18 protein-coding genes and 1 pseudogene are annotated in these 22,014 nt (G+C 39.1%); 1 reads left to right on the forward strand and 18 read right to left on the reverse strand.

Features of this window, described 5'->3' with window-relative positions:
• Positions 1–22 precede the first annotated feature (22 nt).
• Positions 23–1,594, reverse strand: coding sequence for a murein biosynthesis integral membrane protein MurJ (gene murJ / locus ACFIJR_RS07655; RefSeq protein WP_375653913.1), 1,572 nt, complete (start codon positions 1,592–1,594; stop codon positions 23–25).
• 334 nt (positions 1,595–1,928) lie between these two features.
• Here murJ and ACFIJR_RS07660 point away from each other — a divergent pair.
• Positions 1,929–2,160 (forward strand): annotated as a pseudogene (locus ACFIJR_RS07660) (integrase); the annotation flags it as partial.
• Positions 2,161–2,449: 289 nt separating this feature from the next.
• Here ACFIJR_RS07660 and ACFIJR_RS07665 read toward each other — a convergent pair.
• The 17 genes from ACFIJR_RS07665 to ACFIJR_RS07745 form a co-directional block, all read right to left on the reverse strand.
• Positions 2,450–2,896, reverse strand: a complete 447-nt coding sequence (locus tag ACFIJR_RS07665) for a hypothetical protein (RefSeq protein ID WP_375653914.1) — start codon at positions 2,894–2,896, stop codon at positions 2,450–2,452.
• A 154-nt stretch (positions 2,897–3,050) separates the two neighbouring features.
• Entirely contained in the window at positions 3,051–3,287 is a 237-nt protein-coding gene (locus tag ACFIJR_RS07670) for a BID domain-containing T4SS effector (protein WP_375652014.1), read from the reverse strand.
• A complete protein-coding gene (locus ACFIJR_RS07675; RefSeq protein ID WP_375653930.1) occupies positions 3,272–3,931 on the reverse strand; it encodes a Fic family protein in 660 nt (219 codons plus the stop codon). The genes ACFIJR_RS07670 and ACFIJR_RS07675 overlap by 16 nt, the downstream gene beginning before the upstream one ends.
• A 236-nt stretch (positions 3,932–4,167) precedes the next feature.
• Positions 4,168–4,479 carry a hypothetical protein gene (locus ACFIJR_RS07680; RefSeq protein WP_375653916.1) on the reverse strand — a complete coding sequence of 104 codons (312 nt, stop codon included), beginning with the start codon at positions 4,477–4,479 and terminating at the stop codon, positions 4,168–4,170.
• Between the two features lie 121 nt (positions 4,480–4,600).
• Complete coding sequence (locus ACFIJR_RS07685; protein ID WP_375653917.1) at positions 4,601–5,632, reverse strand: Fic family protein; 1,032 nt, start codon at positions 5,630–5,632, stop codon at positions 4,601–4,603.
• Between the two features lie 316 nt (positions 5,633–5,948).
• Positions 5,949–7,763: a BID domain-containing T4SS effector gene (locus ACFIJR_RS07690; protein ID WP_375653919.1), complete on the reverse strand. Its 1,815-nt coding sequence runs from the start codon at positions 7,761–7,763 to the stop codon at positions 5,949–5,951.
• 210 nt (positions 7,764–7,973) lie between these two features.
• Complete coding sequence (locus ACFIJR_RS07695) at positions 7,974–9,257, reverse strand: BID domain-containing T4SS effector (protein ID WP_375653920.1); 1,284 nt, start codon at positions 9,255–9,257, stop codon at positions 7,974–7,976.
• A gap of 325 nt (positions 9,258–9,582) precedes the next feature.
• Positions 9,583–10,896 (reverse strand): BID domain-containing T4SS effector, encoded by a 1,314-nt coding sequence (locus tag ACFIJR_RS07700; RefSeq protein ID WP_375653921.1) that lies wholly within the window; start codon positions 10,894–10,896, stop codon positions 9,583–9,585.
• A gap of 313 nt (positions 10,897–11,209) precedes the next feature.
• Positions 11,210–12,808, reverse strand: coding sequence for a BID domain-containing T4SS effector (locus tag ACFIJR_RS07705; RefSeq protein WP_375627375.1), 1,599 nt, complete (start codon positions 12,806–12,808; stop codon positions 11,210–11,212).
• Between the two features lie 1,153 nt (positions 12,809–13,961).
• A complete protein-coding gene (gene traG, locus ACFIJR_RS07710) occupies positions 13,962–15,878 on the reverse strand; it encodes a Ti-type conjugative transfer system protein TraG (RefSeq protein WP_375653923.1) in 1,917 nt (638 codons plus the stop codon).
• Positions 15,879–16,033: 155 nt separating this feature from the next.
• Positions 16,034–17,668: a BID domain-containing T4SS effector gene (locus ACFIJR_RS07715; protein WP_375626390.1), complete on the reverse strand. Its 1,635-nt coding sequence runs from the start codon at positions 17,666–17,668 to the stop codon at positions 16,034–16,036.
• Between the two features lie 10 nt (positions 17,669–17,678).
• Positions 17,679–17,894, reverse strand: coding sequence for an antitoxin VbhA family protein (locus ACFIJR_RS07720; RefSeq protein WP_015856714.1), 216 nt, complete (start codon positions 17,892–17,894; stop codon positions 17,679–17,681).
• A gap of 65 nt (positions 17,895–17,959) precedes the next feature.
• Complete coding sequence (virB11, locus tag ACFIJR_RS07725) at positions 17,960–19,030, reverse strand: P-type DNA transfer ATPase VirB11 (RefSeq protein WP_015856713.1); 1,071 nt, start codon at positions 19,028–19,030, stop codon at positions 17,960–17,962.
• Entirely contained in the window at positions 19,027–20,187 is a 1,161-nt protein-coding gene (gene virB10 / locus ACFIJR_RS07730; RefSeq protein WP_375626387.1) for a type IV secretion system protein VirB10, read from the reverse strand. Before virB10 ends, virB11 begins: the two co-directional genes overlap by 4 nt.
• Positions 20,180–21,046, reverse strand: a complete 867-nt coding sequence (virB9, locus tag ACFIJR_RS07735) for a P-type conjugative transfer protein VirB9 (RefSeq protein ID WP_375626385.1) — start codon at positions 21,044–21,046, stop codon at positions 20,180–20,182. Before virB9 ends, virB10 begins: the two co-directional genes overlap by 8 nt.
• The gene (locus tag ACFIJR_RS07740) at positions 21,043–21,747 is read right to left on the reverse strand and encodes a virB8 family protein (RefSeq protein WP_273788313.1); all 705 of its coding nucleotides are present in this window, start codon (positions 21,745–21,747) and stop codon (positions 21,043–21,045) included. Before ACFIJR_RS07740 ends, virB9 begins: the two co-directional genes overlap by 4 nt.
• A complete protein-coding gene (locus tag ACFIJR_RS07745) occupies positions 21,701–22,003 on the reverse strand; it encodes a type IV secretion system protein VirB7 (RefSeq protein ID WP_375626383.1) in 303 nt (100 codons plus the stop codon). Before ACFIJR_RS07745 ends, ACFIJR_RS07740 begins: the two co-directional genes overlap by 47 nt.
• Positions 22,004–22,014: the final 11 nt, after the last annotated feature.

Genomic DNA, 22,014 nt, shown 5'->3' on the forward strand with positions numbered 1-22,014 from the left:
TGTTTTTGACAAAGTATAGATATTATGGGCGTTTTTTCAAATTTTTAAGCATGTGAAAAAAGGAATGGGTGTTGAATAAAAAATAGGCACTAAAATAGATCAAGAATATGCCAAGCATGATCCCAACTAAGGTGCTGGCGCGCAATAAAAAGGATGCTTGTGAGGATAAAGGAAAAGACAAAAAACTAAAAACATTCAATCCGTAATAGAGGGCCAGTGCACTCAAAAGGGTTGCTATCATGAGACATAGTATTCGCTTTATCAGTTGGAAGTCGTATTTCCAATAACCGCGTTTGAGAAGGACACCCCAAAGCAACAGGGCGTTGACCCATCCAGAAGTAATTTCAGCAATAACAATGCCTCGTGCAGAAAAAGAAGGAAATAATGTTAAGGCGAGACTGATATTGATGAAAACGCAAATACCTGTAAAAATCATCGGTGTTTTGGTATCTTCATGGGCAAAAAAATTAGGAATAAAGACCTTAATGAGAACAAAAGCTGGAAGTCCCAGTCCATAAAGTTCCAGTAATTGTGCAACATGGTGTGTTGATTGACTGGTAAATTGTCCTCGCTCAAAGAGCAAACTGACAATGGGAGTGGAGAGCAACAAAAAAGCGATGGATGCTGGAAGTGTTAACAATAGCGTTAATTCAATAGAGCGGTTTTGTAAATGGTGGGTTTCTTCATGCTTTTTGCTTCGCAAAGCGCGTGTTAATTCTGGTAAAAGAACGGTTGCAACGGCAATGGCGATTACGCCTAGAGGCAATTGATAAAGACGATCAGCATACATCAAAGAAGAGACAGCACCCGATTGACTAGAAGCAATGTTGGTATTAATGAGCAAATTGATTTGTGTGATGCCACCCGTGATAGCCGCTGGGAATGCTAAAGTTAATAGCTTGCGAACATTAGGACTTAAATGGGGCCAGCGGAAGGATATTTTCATTCCACTTTGACGCAAAGCAAGGGCAATTAAGGTGAGTTGAAGAAGCCCTGCTGCCAATACACCCCAAGAGAGATTTAAGCCAATATGCCAAGCGTCAAGTTTATAAATCCAAGCATAGGCAAGCACACCAATCAGAATAATGTTTAAAAAGAGTGGGGCAATGGCGGCAATAAAATAGCGTCGCAGAGCATTAAGCATGCCCCCCATCATGGCAGCAAGCGACATGCAGGTTAAATAGGGAAACATGATCGCAGTAAAGTGAATTGTAGCGTTAAATTTTGTCGCATCTTCGGTAAAACCTGGGGCAATAATGGTTCGTACCAGAAAAGGCATACTCAGTTCCATCGCAATCGTTAACAGTAAGAGCAGCGAAAAGAGAACGCCAAAGACTTCTTCTGCAAATTTGCATGCCGTTTCTTGACCATCTTCAGTGATTTTTTTTGCAAAAAGAGGAATGAAAGCAGCGTTAAAGGCACCTTCAGCAAAAAAACGACGAAATGTGTTGGGAAAACGAAAAGCAGCGTTAAAGGCATCAGAAACAGGACCGGTCCCTAGCGCTGCTGCCATAAGCATTTCGCGTACGAAGCCAAAAATACGGCTCATAAGGGTTCCGGAAGCAACTGTTGCAATTTTTTTTATCAATGTCATAAAGATATATCGGTTTTGTTGTAAAAGAGAAGCGATGACAGGAGAAATAAACCGTTTTAAATCGTAAAAATCTGATCTGTATCCCAATCAAGGATACTTTTTGTAAGCGTTGTACGACGGTGTTTATCTTTCTGTCAACAATGGTGCTTGAAGACTTTTTTATGCTCCTTGTTTACTGTTGCATTACAATTTTTATTTTGCCATAAAATAATTAAAATTTCTTTTCAAACTGAAATATGGGGGCGATATCATAACAGTTTGAAGGGACATATGGGGATCTATAATGATAATTCCTCTTTATGGTGTGATGTCGTGAATAGTACAACCCAATACCCGTTCTGTTTTACGTGAGGGGCGTGACCCTATTAAAGAACGCAAATAAAATAAAAGCGTGAAGCAATGCGCAATCTTCATTATTTATCCATTATTTAAAAGACAGTACTTTAGATGTTTTTAAAAGTCGTAAGGCTGAGCTAAAAGGTGATGGCAAAGCTCGTGATTGGTTTTTACTTTTACAGCTTTATATTCTCCCCAAATTAGGCTGCCTTCCCGTTCTAGAGATTACATAAACAAAAGGATAGGAAGACATGATCTTTCAACAGCGTTTTGTCTGTTTTTAGCACGACAGGCAATGAAAGTGATTAATTATCATTTTCAAAAATGATTGATCCTTTCATTTTGCCTGTTCAGGTTTCTTTTCACAGTTAATGAGGATAAAATCTGAGGAAATAAGATAAATTTGTTCTCTCATGGTTTCCATTCTCGTTGAGGTGCGATTGATTTGCCAATGAAAGCAGGCGGGTAGAGGCTATCACTTTTACCAGAGAGGGAAAAAAGTTAAAGTTTATGAACCCTTTAGATATTCATTGCCATTGCTTTTGTGTGCTTTGTTTTGTGAGGTTGAATATTTTCTTGTCTTTTAGAACTCTGATTGACGGTTTCTGTCATTTTTTGCACTTTAATTGTTTCGTTACTAAGAGTGTTGGAACATTTTTTTTCATTATTTTTCTTTATAGATTGATGCTGGTTTGGTGCTAGGCGCTCATCGAATTTATGGTTATAAAAATACATGGGTTGTATATGCTGTTCTATCTCTTTTATTTGCTTGACTATTTCCATAATCTCTTTTGCTTTAACGGTTGATGTGCCAAGACTCTTCGCAAGTCTTTCAGGATTATTTTCCTTTATAGCTTCATGCTCGCTTGAGGATAAGCGCTCATTGATTTTTTTGAGATAAGTCCTTATCTCCCCCCTTAATTCAGGAGAGTTTGATAAGGTTTCTTGCTGTTGTGCTTTTGACAAGGAAAAGAGATTTTTCATCCAAGCCTCAGGAAATTTTACCGACTGTTCACACCGCTTTTGTTTTACATGATGGGTATGGAGAATGTCTCTTTCTGTTTGTTTAAAAATATTGATATAACGATCAATGGCTCTACAGAGGGGCAAAATATTTGCTTCAGCATGCGCGCGCGTTGTTTTTTATGCCAAATACATTGCTACCAGAAAGTTTAGAAATAGATTGGGGGGAGGTGGCAATTTGATAGGTGAGCTGTTCTCCTTCAGTATGATTTTCATGGATCATCTCAATTCTTTCCCGCAAAATATGACGATTGCCATAAATGATTTGGCACAAAGTTTCGATTTCTTTTCTTCTTGCTTGAATGGATGCGTTGTTTTTTATCCTTGTGGTAATTTCATTGTTGGTAAGGGGGCTATTGTTTCTGCGGGGATAAGCACTTCTTGCTGGTTTTGAACTTTTGGTGCTGTAAAGGAGAGGGCGTCACCGATTTTTAATGTCTGTATTTGCTCTGGGGTGAGATCTTTTTTATTTCCCAAGATGAAAATCCCGTTGGCATCAAGCATGAAGCCATTGGGTCCACTGCCTCTGTAGAAGCCTTTATAGGTATGACCTTCTTTCGCTGTTGTAATAAGATGATGATGAATATTTTCAAACCCAAGATGTTTCATATTGTCCATAAATTCTTTTAAAATAAGTATTTTTTTTGGATTTGAGATATCCTCAAGCAGATGTTTTATCTCTTCCTTATCATTATGTTTTAGCGATGCAATGCTGGCAAGATTCATGTGTTTTTCTGTTACAAGAGAAAAGTCGAGTGTGTGGACAGCAACTTGCCCAAGTTTTTCAAAAAACATTCGTTGTGTGCGTCCATTACCTTCTCTGAAGGGATGCGTATAGTTGAGCTGTATTAACATTTCAGTGACATGTTCAACAAATGTTTCACGGGTTAAGCCTTTTAAACTATTCGTTTCAGAAAGTATTTTATCTAAATTTTCTAGTCCCTCTTGTATCTGTTTTGCTGGGGCAAAAAATACCAGCTTTTTTCATCATTGGCATATAAGCAACGGTAACATCTTCAAATGTAAATGGTTTTTCCCGTGTTTGTCCGGCCCATTCAAAAGTATTTTTAAATAGGGTGTGATGAATAATTGGAGATATGTGGAAGTTAGTTTTTGCGGTGGCGCTTCTTGGCGTAGATGAATGATTGCTTTTGTTGTATCATGGGCACATTGCACTTTTAATTTTTTATAGTCTTTTATTCCATATTTATTTTTTAAAGTGATACTATTAGGGCAAAAGAAATTACGGTACATTGTCTTATTTTCTTCGGTTTCAGGCGATGAGGATAATTTTTCTTGTAAGGTGAGAGGGACGGTGTTCGTTTTTTTGTACCAGTGTCCCAGTATGCCGTTGCTTTTTTGGGGGGCTGTTTCGTTCTTTCTTGATGATCAGAGCATTTTTCCTTTGTCATTTGGGCAGATATTGGATTATTTGTCGCTGTATTGCTGGTCTGTAAAATGTTTTTTTGGAAATCTTTTTGCATTTGCCTCATGGAGGAAGCAGATTGAGCAATTGGTTTGGTCATTTGTTCTTGCAAACTTTGGGACATAACTTCAATGCTGTCATGTAAAGCATGAGGGGCAATCCATGGTGAAAAATGAGCTTTTTCTTTGTTTGAATGGATGCGTTGTCTTTGCTCTTTTTAGTTATTTCATCGTTTGTAAGAACGGCTCTTTTTTTCTGGAAGCAATGTTTTTTGCTGGGTTTTGAGTTTTGGGCGCTGTAAAGGAGAGGGCGTCACCGATTTTTAATGTCTGTATTTGCTCTGGGGTGAGATCTTTTTTATTTCCCAAGATGAAAATCCCATTGGCATCAAGCATGAAGCCATTGGGTCCACTGCCTCTGTAGGTACCATGATAGGTTTCTCCTTCTTTTGCGACGACAGCGAGATAATAATTTTTTTCATCCAATCCAAGATTTCTTATAGATTTGGTAAATTCTTGTAAAATGAGCAATTTTTCTGGATTTGAGATATCCTCAAGCAGATGCTTCATAGGCTCTGGATCGCTATGTTCCATGGCAGCAGCGCGGACAAAGTCTTTACGTTTTTTGCTCACAAGAGAAAAGTCTAGCTCATGTCCTGCTGCTTGAGCGAGTTTTTCAACAAACAGTCTATTTGTGCGCCTATTGCCCTCTCTGAAAGGGTGCAAGTGGTGCAAATCTATCATTATTCCAGCTGCTTGTTCAACGAATTCTTCGCGAGTTAAGCCTTGTAAATTATTCTTTTCAGCAAGCGTTTTATCTAACTTTTCTAGTCCCTCCTGTATTTTTCTGCCAATCGCAAAAGGTTTTGTAAATTCTTTTCTTTTCAAAATGGGCATAGAAGCAACAGTACCATCTTCAAATGTAAATGGTTTTTCGCGTGTTTGTCCGGCCCATTCAAATGCACGGGAAAAGAGGCGTTGATGAAGATATTTTAGATAGGAGGAATTAAACTGCTCAGGTAGAGGTTCTTGGCGCAGTTTTATCATTTCTTTTTTTACATCATCACAACATTGTTCCTTTAATATTTCTTGCTCTTTGATGCGGTATTTATTTTTAAGCACTTTGCTATTGGGATAAAAGAAATTCTGCGATGCTTCATTGATTTTCTTTGAAATGGCTGCACTGATTGCAGGGTGTTGTTCTTGCAATTCTTCCTGTATGGAAGAGGCACAATGTTCTGTATTTTCTTTCATGTATATTTCCTTTCAAAGGATAACATTATTTTTTGAAAGCTTTTTTACATTTTTTGCCTTTTATTATTTCATGGTGTTTTCTTCAAAGAAGAATGCCCATTTTAATGATTGAAAAAAATTGACCTTATTCGCATGAAACAAAGTTAAAGTGTGTAATTTTTATGAAGTATTATCGTGAAATTTTATCAATGAATTCTGTAAAATAATGGGGTGTCTTATTCAAAGTCTGCTGTATTTCATACACCGTCTTTGATGCAATCTTGGCAAGATAATTGCATCAAAGTTTTGTATGAAAAGCCAACAATTAGGAGATTTATCACGACAAAGCTATAGCTTTTGATGTTTCGGCTCTGCGCGGTCGAACGTGCAGTTGGTCTTCTTGTCTAGAAGTTTCTGCAACCTCTTGATGCTGCTTTGCTGTTGAGCGTTCAGGTAACTTCGGGGGCTGCGATAAGCTTTGCTGCTTTTGTAATTTTTTATCGAGATCGGTAAGTGGTTGATGACGTTTTTGTTTCTCTTCCTGATGGTTTTGCACTATAGTTTCTCTTAACTGTTTTATTGTATCAGCATAATCTTTAATGGCGGTACAAAGGGTAGGGATATTTTCTTCAGCGGCTTTGCGTGCTCCGTTTTTTATGCCAAGGGTTTTTCTACCAGCAAGTGGAGCAAAAGATGTAGAATCCTTTTCAATTTGAAATACAAGCTCTTCTCCCACCTCTGGAATTTTGTGCATATCTTCTAGTCTATATTGCAAAACAAATGGATCATCATAAACAATTTGGCACCAATATTGGACCTCTCTTTGACCATATTGAATCGATGGATCTTGTTGAACTCTGCGGGCAATTTCCTGATTTGAGAGAGGCTTTATTTTCTTTTCTGAGTTGAGCGGATTTTGTAAATGTTGATTTATTGGCTCTTCCTCTTGTGCTTGTCGCTGATGTTGTTGTTCCGTGTGAGAAGCTTGTGAAATCTTTTCACTTTTTGTATATTTTGAAGTATACACATAATCGTTAATTGCAGTACGTAGGGTAGGAAGATTTTCTTCAGCTTTTCTGCGCGCATGATTTTTTATGCCAAGAACTTTTCTACCAGCAAGCTTAGAAATAGACTTAGGCCGTTCTGTAATATCCCATAAGAGCTGTTCTCCCATATCGGGGTTTTCTTTGATTGCTTCTATTCTTTCATTTAAAATAAGCCGGTCGCCATAAACCTTTTCGCACAAAAATCGTATTTCTTCTTGATATGCTACGAGCAATAGCTCTCTTTCCATTGTATTAATGGATGTTTTTTGTCCGTGAGACGGTTTTGGCTGTTCAATTGCTGTGTGTGGAGAGGCAGGTTTTGGGATGACAGCATCGCTTTGTTTTCTGTTTTCCATACGGTGTGGTTTTCGTGAAGGAGGGGCTGTATATGTTCCACTGTCTTGTGATGATGAACTGCTTTGTTGCCTGACTTTCATATGTGATGGTGTTTTGGGGCTAACACTTGGGTAGAGTGTTTCAGAATTCTGGATTTTTGCATCGTTCTGTACTCTGTCTCTCATGCGTGGGGGAAGGGGTGGAGCTACTTTTGTCTGTAGGGAGGGGAGCTCTTGAACTGTTGGTTTGTTTTGTTGCCTATCTTTTGCACGCGGAGGTCTTTGTGGAGCTGCTTTTGTGTGCGGAGAGGAGTTTTCTTGGATTTTTGAACTGGGGATTTTTGAGCTGGGGATTGTTGTGCCAGTTTGTGTTTTTTCTCTCATGCGTGGAGGAGGGGGCGGAGCCACTTTTGTCTGTAGGGAGGGGGGCTCTTGAACTGTTGGTTTGTTTTGTTGCCTCTCTTTTGCACGTGGAGGTCTTTGTGGCGCTGCTTGTGTATGCGGAGAGGAGTTTTTTTGTGGGGGAGGCGTCTCTTGTTTTTTGGTGCTAGGAGGTATTGTGCTGGTTTGCACTGGGGTTTTCATGCGTGGGGGGGGCGGTGGAGCAACCTTTGGGTGGTGTGATAAATTTTCTGGGCGTTTTTCTACAGTTGGTTTTGGCAAACTTTGAAAAACTTGGGAAGGAGGGGTTCTGGTGGGGGATTGTTCAGCCGGTTGTTGAAATTTTTCCATCATTTCGGTGATAAAAGGGGAAGGATTTCTTTTTTTCATACATGTTCCTTTCAAACTCTTCCAATATTGTTTTTAAATACTATTTAAAAATATGCGTTGGTTTTTATTCTGTTTTATGCTTTTTCACTTGCTTTTATGAGAGAGGATATGAAACTGAATGGTTCCACAATAATCGGTTCTCTTGGCGCAAATGATCTTTGCTATGTGTTGCGCCAAGATGTTGAATTCAATGTGAAAACTTATGTCTGTTTAGGTGGCAAAAGCCATCGCTTTTGGTATCGCAGTTTTGCGAGGACGAATATCTGTTTCTCTTTGTTGAGTAGAGGTTGTTGCTTTTTCACGAGTTACTGTTGAATGCTCAGTGCGTTCAACAGATTGTGATAAGCGTTGTTGTTGATGCAAATCTTGCGCCTGTTCAGAAGATGGTTCATGGCGCTTTTGTTTTGCCTGTTTGGTTTGCAAAATGCTCTCTCTTACTTGTGTTACAGCCGTTGCATAATTGTCAGCGGCGTCAATTAAGTGAGAAAGACCAGCTTCAGCATGTCTGCGTGCTTGATTTTTAAAGCCAAAAAGACTGACACCAGCGTACTTGTGAAAAGATTGAGGATTTCCGACAAGTTGCTGTGCAAGTGGTTCTATTGTTTCAGGGCTTTGAAAAAGTGTTTCCACTTGTGATTGCAAAATGTTTGCGTTACCAAAAACAACTTCGCACCAATATTTGATCTGGGCATAGTGCCTTTTGACTTTTGAATGTTGTTGAATTTTGGTAGAAATTTCTGCTTCTGAAAGAGTTTCTTTTTCACGTTGATCTGGTTTTTGCAGAAGTTCAGTGACTGCTGCCTTTCCCATTAAACGTTCATAGTTTTTGAGTTCTTGCTCTGGAGATTGCAATAGGCTCTCTCTTGCCTGTTTTACAGCTTTTGTATAACAATCAACGGTGACGCAAAGGGCGGAAAAATCTTCTTCCGCTTGTTTGCGCGTTCGATTTTTGAAGCCAAACGTGCTGGTGCCTGAAAGTTTAGCAATACTTTCAGGATGGGCTGCCATGCGCCATGAGAGCTCCTTTCCTGCAGCAGGATTTTTTTGAATTTCCTGCATTTTTTCTTGCAAAATATTTGAATCGCCATATGCACTTGCGGATAAACGTTGGATTTCCTCTCGATATGTTTGAACCAATGAATGGTGTGGAAGCAATTGAATGATTTCTTCCTCTGAGAGAATTCTTGTTGCCCTTTTTTGAGAAACTTGTGAAGTAACTGTTGAGTGTGTCGTTTCAAGTTGTTTCTGCCTTTTGGTAGAGTTGCCTCTTGTTAGAAGCGTTGTTGGATTTGTTGATGCATGTACAGTTTCTTCTTCTAAAAGAGATTGTCTTTCCTCATCTTTTTCCAGTATGGATGACAGTCTTTTGCTTTGTGAAAGCGTTTCTTTAGGGAGGGAGTCACCGCCTGATACTTCTGCTGCTGCTTTTTCATAGAGCTCTATAAGTTCTTGTATTGAAGGAGATGGAAAAGGGTGAGGGTGATCTTTTTTCATGTATGTTTCCTTTCAAGAATTGTTTTAGAAAACCTCTTTGGTGCACACTCTCGCCCTTTATACTTTTATGGTTTTTATAAGAAGATATCAAAATTGAGTGGTCTCCAAAGAACGACGCTATTTACCATCATCGTAGTGGGACTTTGTGTCTTTTATACAGTTTTTTTATGAAATTTTATCAATAAGTTATGATAAATTACAGGATCCACTTTTAGAACTATTTTTTGTAATATTTTAAAACAACTCTTGGCGCAATCGTAATGAAACGATTTGCGCCAAGAAATTCAATGAAAAATAAAAATTTATGTACTTTACGGGGGCTCACTTACATGGCAAAAGCCATTCCTTTTTCGCCATGTCTTTGCCGTTGTGGGCTGTGCTCTGGACTATTTTGTTCTTGTCCTCTTGTGTGATGACGACGATGATGGTGGTGATGTCTGTGCTCTGAGTCTCTTTCTGGACTTTCGTGTCTTTGACCTCTTTCTCTTTCCTGCTCCCGTGTAAACTGTTTATGGAGCTTTTGTGTAGTATGGATATGTCTCTCAAGAGCTGAGCAAAGGGGAGAAAAACCCTCTTCAGCTTCTTTGCGTGCGTGACTTTTTATGCCAAGTGCTTTCCTACCAGCAAGCTTACCCGCGCTTTCGGGATTTTCTGCAAGGTCCCGCAAGACTTTTTCTGCATTTTTTGGATCGTCAAGAATCTTAGCCAAGTGTTCATTCAAAGCATGTTCGTTACCGTAAACAACGTTGCACCACTCTTGGGTTTCTCTTACACCATATTGAAAACTTGTGTTTTGTAAAAGCTTTGTTGTAATCTCATCTTTCGGGGTTCTGGGAGATGTTGTCGTTCCTCTGCCAACGCCTTGGTAGATGGGATTTTCTCGTTGTTCAGACTCTTGCCCGCCTTCAGCACCCATGCCAACCGTTGCATAGACAGATTCTAGCGGTCTTTGGGGGGAGCGCCCACCACTTTCACCAAATTCAAGCTCTGCATAGAGATGTTCTGGTTCATGGGGATATCGTCCACCTTGTGCACCTTCACCAATTGTCTCGTAAGGGGACGTTTGCCAACCTTTCGCCTCCAGATCCGTTACTGCATAGGGATCTACGAGTTTGTCGGCGCGTCGCCCATCACTTGGTTCTCCACCAAGTCTGTCATAGGGATTTTCTAGTGGCTTTTGGGGAGCATAGATCGTTGTTGGTGGTTGTTGAAGTGTATATTGTTGTGGGTTGCGCTGTTCTTTGGGTGGTTTGTTAACCTTTGCGTAGAGGTCTTCTACATTAGAAGCTCCTAGGTTTTGTTGTTCTAGTGGCTTTTTGGGAGCATAGATCGTTGTTGGTGGTTGTTGAAGTGTATATTGTTGTGGGTTGCGCTGTTCTTTGGGTGGTTTGTTAACCTTTGCGTAGAGGTCTTCTACATTAGAAGCTCCTAGGTTTTGTTGTTCTAGTGGCTTTTTGGGAGCATAGACCGTTGTTGGTGGTTGTTGAAGTGTATATTGTTGTGGGTTGCGCTGTTCTTTGGGTGGTTTATTAACCTTTGCGTAGAGGTCTTCTACATTAGAAGCTCCTAGATTTTGTTGTTCAAATTGTCGTCTTAGTTCATCTACATTGGTAGAAGCGGTTGGGTAACTTTTTTTCATGGCTGTTTCCTTTCAATATTTTTAGAAAACCTCTTTGGCGTTGGCGCATTCCCTACTTTTTGATAACTGTAAGACACAAGGCAGATATCGAATTGAATGACCTCCAAAGATTTCGCGCTATTCATATTTATATGTAGTGGACATTTATGTCTTTTATACAGTTTTTTTATGAAATTTTATCAATAAGTTATAGTAAATTACAGGATTCATTTTTAGGACTATTTTTTGTAACATTCTAAAACAACTGGTGGGCGCAATGGAGATAAAATGATTTGCGCCAAGAGTTAGTTGGAAGAAAAAAGTTCACGCGTTTTTAGCCGGTAAGAGCAAGTGATGAAGAGCGATTAACTTTTAAGGTGGGAGCTTGACATTGTGCTTCTTTGGTGTTCCTTACAGTATTCGCAATTTCTTTTGCTCTGCTTTCTGATGTTCCAAGTAGGCAAGCTAGTCTGGTATAATCTTTTTCTTGTATGGCTTTACGATCTTCTGAGGATAGACGATTATGTAGTTGGCGCGAAAAGTGATGGAGTTTTTGTCGCAGTGAACGAGAATGCAATAAAGCTTCTCTTTGTTGTTCTCCTGGTAAGGCAAAAAGGTTTTGTAAATTTTTTCCAGGTGTTTCGACGGTGTGGCTCAGGCGTTTTTGTTCTCTTTGATGTTGTTCTAAAGTTTCTTCTTTTGTTTGTTCTGTTATTGTGGCATAATTTTTAAGGGCTTGGCTGAGTTGTGGAACAGTTTGTTCCGCCTGTCTGCGATTTGGACTTTTCATGTCAAGTATTTTTCTTCCTGCAAGTTTAGAAATTGATTGAGGGTTTTGTAAAATTTCATTGGCAAACTGATTTCCTAAGCTTGGATCTGCCGTTAAGATATCCGTTTTTGTCTTTAATGCGTGGGCTTTACCATAAACAATCTTTGATAATTTTTCGATTTCTTTTCGGCATGCTTCAACATAAGGGTCATTTGAAATCCTTGTGAATAACTCTTCATGTGTGAGAGGTGCTAATGTCTCTTTTGGGATCAGTGTTTCTTGTAAGCTTTGAACGTTGTTTTTTTGAAAGCAGAGGCGGGCACCGTTTTGTAATGTTTTGACGAGTTCTGGGGGGAGATCATCTTTGTGGCCGACGACGAAAGCACCGTCTACTTCCATGACAAAACCTTCTGCTGAAAAACCTCTAAAGATGCCTTCATAGGGGATCCCTTCTTTTGCGGCAACAACAATACGATTGTTAATTTCATCTAGTCCAGCATTTCTCATTTGGGAGATGAATTCTTTTAAAACAAGGGATTTTTGCGGATGCGTGATATCTTCAAAAAGATCCTTCATCGGTTGGGGATTGCCGTATTGCATGGCTTCAATACAAGCTGCTGTCATGCGTCTTTTTGTGATGAAAGAAAAGTCAATGGTATGTCCTGCTGCTTGTCCAAGTTTTTCCATAAACATTCGATTTACGCGCCCATTCCCTTTTCGGAAAGGATGTGCGTGCTCGAGCACCATAAAAACTTCAGCGGCATTTTCAGCAAATTCTTGGCGCGATAAACCTTTTAAATTGTTCTTCTCATTAAGTGTTTTTTCGAGTTGTTTTAGTTTTTTTTGAATCTGCGGTCCGACAGCAAAAGGAACTTCATAACCTTTGGGACGCATCGCCGGCATATGGGCAGAGGTTCCGTCTTCAAATGTAAAGGATACATCACGGGTTTTTCCAGCCCATTCAAAAGTTTTGTGGAAGAGGCTCCAGTGAATTAATTTTAAATAAGTGGAATCAAATTTTTGTGGAAGTGGTTCATGGCGAAAATTGACAGCTTCTCTGGCGGTATCATGGGCACAGCGTTCATACAGTTTTTTGGGATTTTTTATGCCGTATTTATTTTTGAGTGTTAAGGTACCTTTATATAAATAATTTTGCTCTAACATATAATCTCTCCTAAGTAGGGTGGTGGTTGATAAGCGTCTTAAACGCTGCATATGAAAAATTCCCCTTCGCGTATTCTTTTGAGATTTTTGGTGTTATGAGAGGGAGTGCTTTTCCCTCAAGTGTATGGATGGTTGTATCGATCGTTTTGTGATACTTTTGAAAGGTTTTCTGATGTTTCTTTTTGTTTATTATCCTGTTGTGCTGTAAAATACTGGTATTGAAGGTGCTGGTATGAATCCCATGAGTGGTCAGAAAATGGATTATCTACAAGTTGACTCTGGAAAAAACTCCATTCTTTGAGGTGTAAGGAAGAGGTCAAAAAGAAAAACGTTGCTTAAAATTGTTGGTTTTTTTCTTTTAATAAAGTTATTTGTAAGAGCGCTTTGATGAAGATCGTGGATATGGCGGGTGCAATCGCTCTTGGTTTGCGGATGGAGTTGGTACTTTTCATACACAGTACTTAGATTAGTGAATCTATGGGCAAAAGCAGTCATCAAGAATCTTTCTCCATTATGTTTTTCTTATTGCTCCATACGAACATCTTGCCATATGAACATCTCGTTTGTGTATGTTTGAAACAAATTGTTTTTTATTTTGATTGTTGCTCTTATCGTATTGCGCTTCTTTAAGATCCATAAGAGAGGAATCCCTTTCTTTGGTTGGGGAGAAAGGCTTTTTTTCAGCGCTTTATCATTAAAGTAGAACACTTTATGATATCGTAAAGGGGAAAAGCTTGTATAAGGATGATTTATTCATTTTGATGTATATCTAAAATGTTTTTTTTGGAAAAGTCGATGTTCTTGAATGTAGGTGTCTTGAGAGTTCTTATCTCAAAGATTAAATTTTGGGTTGTTTGTAGGGGACAAATTATACACAAAAAGCTTTGGAGGAATGTATTTGCAGACTTTCCTCAGTGGAGATGTTGGTTTAGTTATAGGTGATTTGATGAGGGGATTGGTGTTTTTTATAAAGACGATGGGCGCTGGTAAAATGATACACAAAATACAAAAAGGAAAAAACACGGATTTTTTTTATCATGTTTTCCCTATGTGTGTGAGGAAGCGGGTAAAAACTTTTTGTTAACGGGCTTTTAAAAAACAGAAATGTATATTGTTTTTGTTCTTTTCATAGTCAAGATCTCATAAGAGGAGGTTAGTTTTTCTTTTGTGGGGCAAAGCGGTTTTTTGCAGCTGCGGCTAACATTTCTTTTCTTCTGAAATAGATAGCGCGTCCACATCGCAAAGGAGGTTGTCCTTGCATAAGGATAATTTGTTCGTCTTGACGCATTTCTTGAATAACTTCATGGGGTAAAATCAGAGCTCTTTGTTGGTAATTGACGTTGTATGAACCCTTTCCTAAAGATAAGCCTCTTGATTTGCTTGTTCCGGTTACTTCAACGGTCATTTGTCCACAGCGTTCTGAAATGTCTTTGGCAGTTTGGAAGTCTTTAATGGCAGCATAGCTGACAAAGGAGCAGCTTTCAAACCATGAACGTGCTCCAGCTTCTCCAAAGTGATTGACCAACTGACCAGAAGATTGATAAAAAAGCATTAAGGATGTACCGTATTTACGTCCACGATCGCGCGCTTCTTCTAAAATATTCATATAGCCTAGAAGATCAACTTCATCTAAGACAAATAAAACACGCTTTTTATAGTTACCGTCTGCTGTAACCATGGCATTGAGAAAGGCGCCAATAATCACGCGTCCAATAGCTGGATAACTGTTTAAAATGCTTGCGGGGAGATTGAGAAAAACATCTGTATTGCCATTTGTAATATCTGAGGAAAAAAAATCATCTCCGCAGACAAGATCTGCGTAATTGGACAAAGAAAGCCATTGAGTGTCTTTTGATGCGGTTGTATAGACTCCTGAAAAGGTTTGCTCTGCCATTTCTGTAAAAATGCCAACCATTTCGCGAATAAAAGGAGAAGGTGTTGTTTCTTGAATCATACGTAGTTGATTGACAACAGCTGTTTCTGATTGAGAGAGAATTCCACGCAATGTTTTTAAATTGCGCTCGTTGTCTTTATATTCATCAGAAAATATAACATGAGCAAGAAGAGCTGTTAAAAGGTTATGAGCTTGTGTCGAGAAATATTCCGCTGAAGAATTGTCTGATTTTTTATCTGTAAGAAGCAACTTAGAAAAGCTTACAATATTTGCTTCGCGTTGTGTGCGTGGTACGCTGTCGTCTAAAAGCCAATCGATGACATTAAAATTTTTTGTTAAAAATGAATTGGGATCGAGAACAATGACATTTCTATTCCCCATCTTTTGACGCGCAAATTTGACCATTGGGGCAACTTCTGTTGAAGGATCAAGACAAATAATAGACCCTGGATAGGTTAAGCACGTAGGAACTACTGTACTTGTGGTTTTATAGCCACCAGAACCAGCAAAAAAGATCATATGAGTTGAGCCAAAATCAAGATTAAAGGTTAGCAAAGGGGCTGTCCCACCCTTTCCCCATGTTGTTTTATTGCCAGGTGCAAAGGGAATTTTGCACACATTATCTTGATCAACACGGTATCTTTCACCCACAACAATTTGCCCATTGGCAGGAAAAATTTTCGCTGCCTCTCTTAAATTCATCCACGCGGATTCACCAAACACACCTTTTTTTGCTCGCCTGACCTTATTTTTAGGTGGAGAGGTTGTTATCAATTGAATAACGGAAAAAAAAACACCAATGATGATGCCAAAGACAATCATGGGGTCCATGAATTGAAGCGCATAATTCCACGTTATTCCTTGTTGTCCAACATAGGGACTTAAACGTTTTATTTCTCCACCAATATAATAAAGAGCTGCGGTTCCAAAAAAGATAAGGGAAACGAAAGTAATTCCTTTACGTAAGTGCAGCTTTTGCGAGAGACTATAAAACAATGACACAGCAGCTGTTAGTGCTAAGACTAGTAAAGGTTCTGAACGAAGTGTCCAATAAATTTGATTGCTCTTTAGTCCATTTGTTATAAACAACAAAAAATGAGGAACAAAGAATATCGTTAAAGCACCTAAAGCGATTGGTGTTAAAATGAGTACCATTTGTGTCTTGGTATATTTCATTGTATTTACTTTCAATTCTATCAGAACATGCTGCGAAAAGCTCTCTTTTCAGGTGTGTGATATTAACTCTCATCTCTTTTTGCAAAGGTGCAGATGACGCCAAACAGTTCTCGTTTATGAGCCCTTCTTATAAAGGAGGAAGCTTTTATCCATTCTTAGCAAGCCATAGCAAATGCTTTGGAACGATGCATTGTGCATACTTGTGTTTGCTGATGTAGCTCTTTGGCTTGCTTAACGGTTTGTGTAATTTGTTTGGCTTTATTTTCTGATACACCAATGCTTTGAGCCAGTGTTTCATACTCATTATTTTTGACAGCTTTATGTTCAGTTAGTGAGAGACGGCTATTGATGTTTTTTACAAAGTCGGTAAGCTCTTTTTGAAGTAAAGGATTTTTTGCTAAAGCTTCTTGCTGTAATTCTTTTGGCAAGGTGAAGAGCTCTTGTAAGCTTTTGCTTGGCATTTTTACTATTTTTGCACGACGACTTTGTTCTGTTGCATGTTCTTGAGTAATTTCCTTCTCCGCATGTTTTACAGCATGGGCGAAATTTGCAACGGTAGTACAGAGCATCTCAAGATGATTTTTAGCGTTTGCACGTGCTTGATTTTGTAGTCCACATAAACTGAAACCTGCAAGATGAGAAACAGAGTGCGGTGCTCTTTCAATCTGGTTGGCGAGCTGTTGGCCTAAGCTTGGATTTTTGATGATCTCTAGCATCTGTTTATCTAATGTTTTTTCTTTACCATAAACAATTTTTGCCAATTTCTGGACCTGTTTTAAGCTTGCGTGGACGCAAGAATCTTCTGCAACCATTTCGGCTTTTTTATTTTCTGTCAAAGGAGCTAATCTTTCTTCTGGAATGAGAATGCTTTCAAGCTCTTTTGTTTTTGGAACTGTAAAGGTAAATTTGTCACCGGGTTTTAATGTTTTGAGTTGTTCTGGTGTGAGATGCTCTTTATTGCCGATGATATAAGCCCCTTTCACATTGAATGCAAAGCTATCATAACCAGCACCTCTATACATTCCTGTGTAGGTTTCACCTTCTTTTGCAACCATAACGGGACGATCATTAACATTGCGCCCAAGTTCTTTCATGTTGTTCATGAATTCCTTTAAAAGAAGTATTTTATTGGGATTAGAGATATCCTCAAATAGATGTTGCATTGGTTCTAGATCACCATTTTCTGCTACAGCAACACTGGCGAGCATCATGCGTTCTTTTGTAACAAGTGAAAAATCAAGCTGATGGCCTGCTGCTTGAGCGAGCTTTTCAAAAAAGACCCGTTGTGTACGTCCGTTGCCTTCTCTAAAAGGATGGAGCTGGTTAAGGAAGTTAAATAAACTTATTGCTTCAGAGTTAAATTTCTCACGCGTTAAGCCTTGCAAATTATCTTTTTCGGCAAGTGTTTGATCTAATTTTTGTAAACCTTCAGGGATTTCATCACCGAGTGCAAAAGGATTTTCCCATCCTGTTCTTTTCATTTCGGGCATAGCGGCTGTGGTACCATCTTCAAATGTAAAGGGAAGATGGCGAAGATGACCAGCCCATTCAAAGGTATTTTTAAATAACTGATAATGAATAGAGCATAGATAGGAGGTATCAAATTTTTCTGGTAGGGGGGCTGCACGCAGATTAACCATCGCTTTTGCTGTATCATGCGAGCATTTCTCCAGAAAGGATTTAAAGTTTTTTATTCCATATTTATTTTTGAGTGTTGTGGTGTTCGGGTAGACATAATGATGAGGAGAAACTGTCTGTATATTTTTTGTTTTTTCTTTTGCTTTCGGCATCGTAGCTTCCTTATAATGTTACGTTGTCCATGAGAGTATTAAATTCCTCGAGTGAAATATTCCCCCTTGCATATTCTTCTAAAATTTTTAGCGTTTTGGAATGTAGCGCTATTCCCTCTATTGCATGGGTGCTGATGGCTGCTTCAACCGCTTCACGGCGTTGTTTTAATTCTTCTACTGTCATAGGTAAAAGGTTTTCGCTGTTTTCTGTTGCTTTGGTTTTCATGCATTTTTCCTTTTATGTGCAATCGTTGCTTTAAAAGAGCCTTTAGCAACCGATGTGATCTTCTTTTAGTCTCCTCCAAAGATGTTTCGTTGTTTGAAGGGATCATAATAAATTTCTGTGACCTTAAACTTTCCTTCAACCCGTTTGCATTGGATGATGATATCAATCATTGAAATCAACAGTCCTCGAATATCATCACGCTCTAAATCACCTCCTCCGTCACTTTCTTTGACCAAAAGGGTCATTTGCTCAAAGGCAGCAAGGGCTGTTGAGGCATGAACCGTTGTAATGGAACCTGGATGACCTGAATTGACATTGCGGATATAATAAAAGGCTGTACCATCTCGAAGTTCTTGCAAAAGAATACGATCAGGACGCATCCGTAAAGATGATTCAAGCAACTCTTTGGGTCCAACAGAGGCTAAGCCTTGTCCATCTTTTGAATAGAACATCGAGACATGATTAGGGTGCGGTATCACCAATTCTTGTGTATCTTCAATGGTAATAATACGCTCTTCTTGAGGAATTTTGGCGATTAATGCTTTTGATAATGTTGTTTTACCCGAACCAGTTTTTCCTGCAATTAAAATATTTTTCTGGCATTTTACAGCTTGATTTAAAAAGGAGACAAAGTCTTTATTGCAGTAGGCATGAGCTAAGTTATGCTCGATGATTTTGAGTTCGTTAAAACGAGAAAGATAATCATTCAATGGCGTGAAAGATATCTGTTCACACAGTGAAAACAGACCTTTATTCGCGAGCTCTTCGAGAGAAAAACTCTGCGATGATGGTTTGCGAATTGTCATACTAATCGTGTTTTTTTCGACAGCCGGCGGAATAACAACTTGAATGCGCTCATTACCTGGCAGAGTAGCCGATAATATTGGATTCTTGTCTGATATGTTTTGCTTGGAATAGGATGCGACAACTTTCGCAATCCCCATAAGCTCATTAAAAGAGAGAGCCGGTGCTTCTATTGTTTTCCATCCATCAATACCTTCCGTCATTACTTGATAGGGACGATTGATAACAATTTCAAAAAGACTTTCATCTTTCAAAAAAGCACGGATGGGTTCAAGTTTTGTGAGAACAATCGCGATGGTTTCATCGCTCATGGTATGTAAGTTTGAGTTCATTTTAAAGGTATCACAGAATTTTTGTAAAAGTTTCTTGAAACAGCTCGATTGGTAATCTGTTTTTTATTTTCGATGACTTTCAATTTATAGACGCTGGAAAAATCCAAATCGCGGGCAACAAAGATATTCACCATTTCCCCTTGGTTTTTGGATAATGTTGGAGGAATATTGGCGTAATTTTCTACGAGAATGTTTGCGATGTTTTGTCCTGAAGAGATTGTTTCAGTTTCTTCTTTTTCCTGTTTTTTTGATAAACGTTTATTGGCATAGTTTGTCGCATCTTTTATCAGGGAGACAAGAAGCGCAGATCCAATCCTCTCGAGCCAATGGTTATCAATATCTCCATCTATACCAGAACGCCCTAAACTGTCTGTTGCAGGTGAAGCTAAGGATATAATGATACCATTAGGGGTTTTTGCTCTATTCCATAGCACAAAGAGACGTGTTTGGCCTTTTTTCAAGCCGGCGCGATATTCACCAACAATTTGGGTACCTTTATCAAGAAGGACAACACGACCATTGTCTGATAAGATATCTCTGGAGACGATACAACTGGCAAAACCTTGTTGATCACTGTTGATGGCTGTTTCTAAAATACAAGGGATAGAAGTTCCCATCGCGATGATGTAGTTTCGATTGCCAAGGGTTGAAGCACGAATACCTTCAAGCACTGTGGGTTTGAGAAGATGATTAAAACGTTGTGTCGTTTCATCAGGTTTACTTTCAAGTTGGTGAGGCAATACACCATTATTTGTTTGTGAATCTATTTTGCCTTGTTGTGTATTTGCATAAGCTAATACAGGAGCACGTTGTGCTGCTTCCAGAAGTGAGTCATCAGAATTTAATTGATTGATGTTTGGTGTTGGTAGCTCGACTTTTGGCAATAGAGCGTTATTTCGTTGAGGCTGTTCAAGGGGGGAGGGGGTAGGCTTTGCAGGGCGAAAAAGCTCTGTTTGTTTTATAACTTTTCCTTCTTTTGAAGATTCAATTGGTTGTTTTTTTTCTGTAACAAGTGTTGAATAGGCTAAATAAAGACAGACACTGAAAAGAATAATAAGAGCAATAGCTTTCCCTACATTGTTCTGTTGACTTTTTCCTTGAGCATTTTTTATTGTATCGCGATCATTGATGCTTTTTTCATCCACGGCGTTATTCATGGCTGCTTCCTAGGTTCACTTTACGTTGTACAGATGGTGATGTCGTACCTGTTTCAGGGTTAATTCCTTCTGGTACGAACCTTTTATTAAAGATGCACAATACTTCATTCCCACGCCGTAGCGTGAATTGTGCAGCTGTTGCATGAACAATAACTTTGTTGCCTTTAATCGATTTGGGAATAAGCGCTTCTTGCCCATCAGGCGATACAATGTAAATGGCAGGGATTTCAATGTTGCCTAAAAAGGTAAAGGTTGTTGTTTTTCCATTGTCATAGACAGACGCAGGTTCAATGAGGGATGAGCCTTGGGCTTCATAAGCCCAATTGCGTGGTCCAAAATCTTCATGGATATTTAAAACATCATTGACAAAGTTTTCTTCACGTTGTTTTGCTTTTTCTGCTTCGGCTAATTTCTTACGTAAGGCTTCATCTTCTGGATAACGAAACTTTACCAAGAAATACGTCTCATTGCCGGCTGAAACATCGCCTTCACGGACTTGCAGCTCGAATTGATAAGAGCGTTGTGTACCATCTTGGCGGCTTGTGACAATTTGTAAATTGGTCACAGGTTGGACTTCACGCGGCTTGAGAAAAACAAAGTGACCAGCCGGCGCAACTTGCCAAGCAACGGAATTTCCAATTCCTACATAGGTTACTTCTTCATCGTCGGCAAATTCTAGCTGAACTGAAGAGCGAATGGAGCCAATGATTTGCACAACATTGTAAGGGTCATAATTGACAAATCTGATGCGGTTATCTTTACGTGCACTGACAGGCGCTGTTTCCGCAAATGAGAGGACTGTGTGAAAGCTGAGAGTAATCGTAAAAATTAAAAAGATTGTTTGTAAAAGTCTGATCATTTTATCACCTCTGGATCAGATCTATATTCCGATACTTGAAAACCAAGTGGGTTGATGAGACGGTCAGATGTTGAAATGTGTGCGTTCACGTAGGAAAAATTTAAGATTGAAATCCAATGGGAAATATTTTCTTTTTCATTAAAGTCTCTGACCGTTTTATAGTAACGAACTTGGATAAGATCTTTGCTTATAAAAGAGATTGATTTGATTGTGACGGTAGCAATCATGTTATGATAAATATTTTGCGGACTTTCTGGATTATTGCCCGCGTACCATTTTGCAAAACGGTTTTGTTCTTTTGGAGAAGATAAAAGAGAAACTAAGCGAAAATTGTTTTCTGCTTCGGATGCTTGAAAACCTTCACGGGCACGAACATATTGGCTGGCAAAATAACGCGTTATCGCTTCATCATAGTCGTTAGGGGATTCTTTGAGGGCGCTTACAGTATCAATAATGCCTGTTGAGTTATCAACGCGGATAACAAAAGGCTCTACCGTTTTCAAAGGCGTCAAAGCTGCGACAGCTAAAGCCAGCGCAATCGTCATCAATCCAAAAAGCACTGTTAAAGCCATGGAAATTTTCATTCGCACGCGCATGCTATGCATGCGATCAATGTCAAATGAGCGGGCTTCTTTTATATATTCTTCAAGGGCATCACTTTTCACGCGTAACCTCCACAGTTTTATCAGATCGTGCTTCATGAATAACCGGCTTTAATAAAGCTGAATTTGCTGTTGCTTTTTCACTTTCCAAAGTATTGAGAATGATAGGAGTTGTAACAGTCTTTACGCTCTTTTCTGGGTGGACAACGTTTTGATTGTCCCAATTCCACTTATCTTTATTTAAAGCACGTGTATGTTTGCCATTACAGCGTGGTGGTTTTTTGGGGCCACTCAAAGAGGCGCAACCAGTAAGAGCGATTGTTAGGACCATAACAAAAGTTATTTTTCGTTTCATTTTTTGAACTC

Source organism: Bartonella sp. OD88NMGDW, from assembly GCF_042193775.1.
Taxonomy (GTDB): Bacteria; Pseudomonadota; Alphaproteobacteria; order Rhizobiales; family Rhizobiaceae; genus Bartonella; species Bartonella grahamii.

Bases quoted from the DNA above. Each gene is read 5' to 3' on its own strand.
- murJ (WP_375653913.1), bottom strand. From the start codon at position 1,594: ATGACATTGATAAAAAAAATTGCAACAGTTGCTTCCGGAACCCTTATG.
- ACFIJR_RS07680 (WP_375653916.1), bottom strand. From the start codon at position 4,479: ATGACCAAACCAATTGCTCAATCTGCTTCCTCCATGAGGCAAATGCAA.
- ACFIJR_RS07685 (WP_375653917.1), bottom strand. From the start codon at position 5,632: ATGAAAGAAAATACAGAACATTGTGCCTCTTCCATACAGGAAGAATTG.
- ACFIJR_RS07690 (WP_375653919.1), bottom strand. From the start codon at position 7,763: ATGAAAAAAAGAAATCCTTCCCCTTTTATCACCGAAATGATGGAAAAA.
- ACFIJR_RS07695 (WP_375653920.1), bottom strand. From the start codon at position 9,257: ATGAAAAAAGATCACCCTCACCCTTTTCCATCTCCTTCAATACAAGAA.
- ACFIJR_RS07700 (WP_375653921.1), bottom strand. From the start codon at position 10,896: ATGAAAAAAAGTTACCCAACCGCTTCTACCAATGTAGATGAACTAAGA.
- ACFIJR_RS07705 (WP_375627375.1), bottom strand. From the start codon at position 12,808: ATGTTAGAGCAAAATTATTTATATAAAGGTACCTTAACACTCAAAAAT.
- traG (WP_375653923.1), bottom strand. From the start codon at position 15,878: ATGAAATATACCAAGACACAAATGGTACTCATTTTAACACCAATCGCT.
- ACFIJR_RS07715 (WP_375626390.1), bottom strand. From the start codon at position 17,668: ATGCCGAAAGCAAAAGAAAAAACAAAAAATATACAGACAGTTTCTCCT.
- ACFIJR_RS07720 (WP_015856714.1), bottom strand. From the start codon at position 17,894: ATGAAAACCAAAGCAACAGAAAACAGCGAAAACCTTTTACCTATGACA.
- virB11 (WP_015856713.1), bottom strand. From the start codon at position 19,030: ATGAACTCAAACTTACATACCATGAGCGATGAAACCATCGCGATTGTT.
- virB10 (WP_375626387.1), bottom strand. From the start codon at position 20,187: ATGAATAACGCCGTGGATGAAAAAAGCATCAATGATCGCGATACAATA.
- virB9 (WP_375626385.1), bottom strand. From the start codon at position 21,046: ATGATCAGACTTTTACAAACAATCTTTTTAATTTTTACGATTACTCTC.
- ACFIJR_RS07740 (WP_273788313.1), bottom strand. From the start codon at position 21,747: ATGAAGCACGATCTGATAAAACTGTGGAGGTTACGCGTGAAAAGTGAT.
- ACFIJR_RS07745 (WP_375626383.1), bottom strand. From the start codon at position 22,003: ATGAAACGAAAAATAACTTTTGTTATGGTCCTAACAATCGCTCTTACT.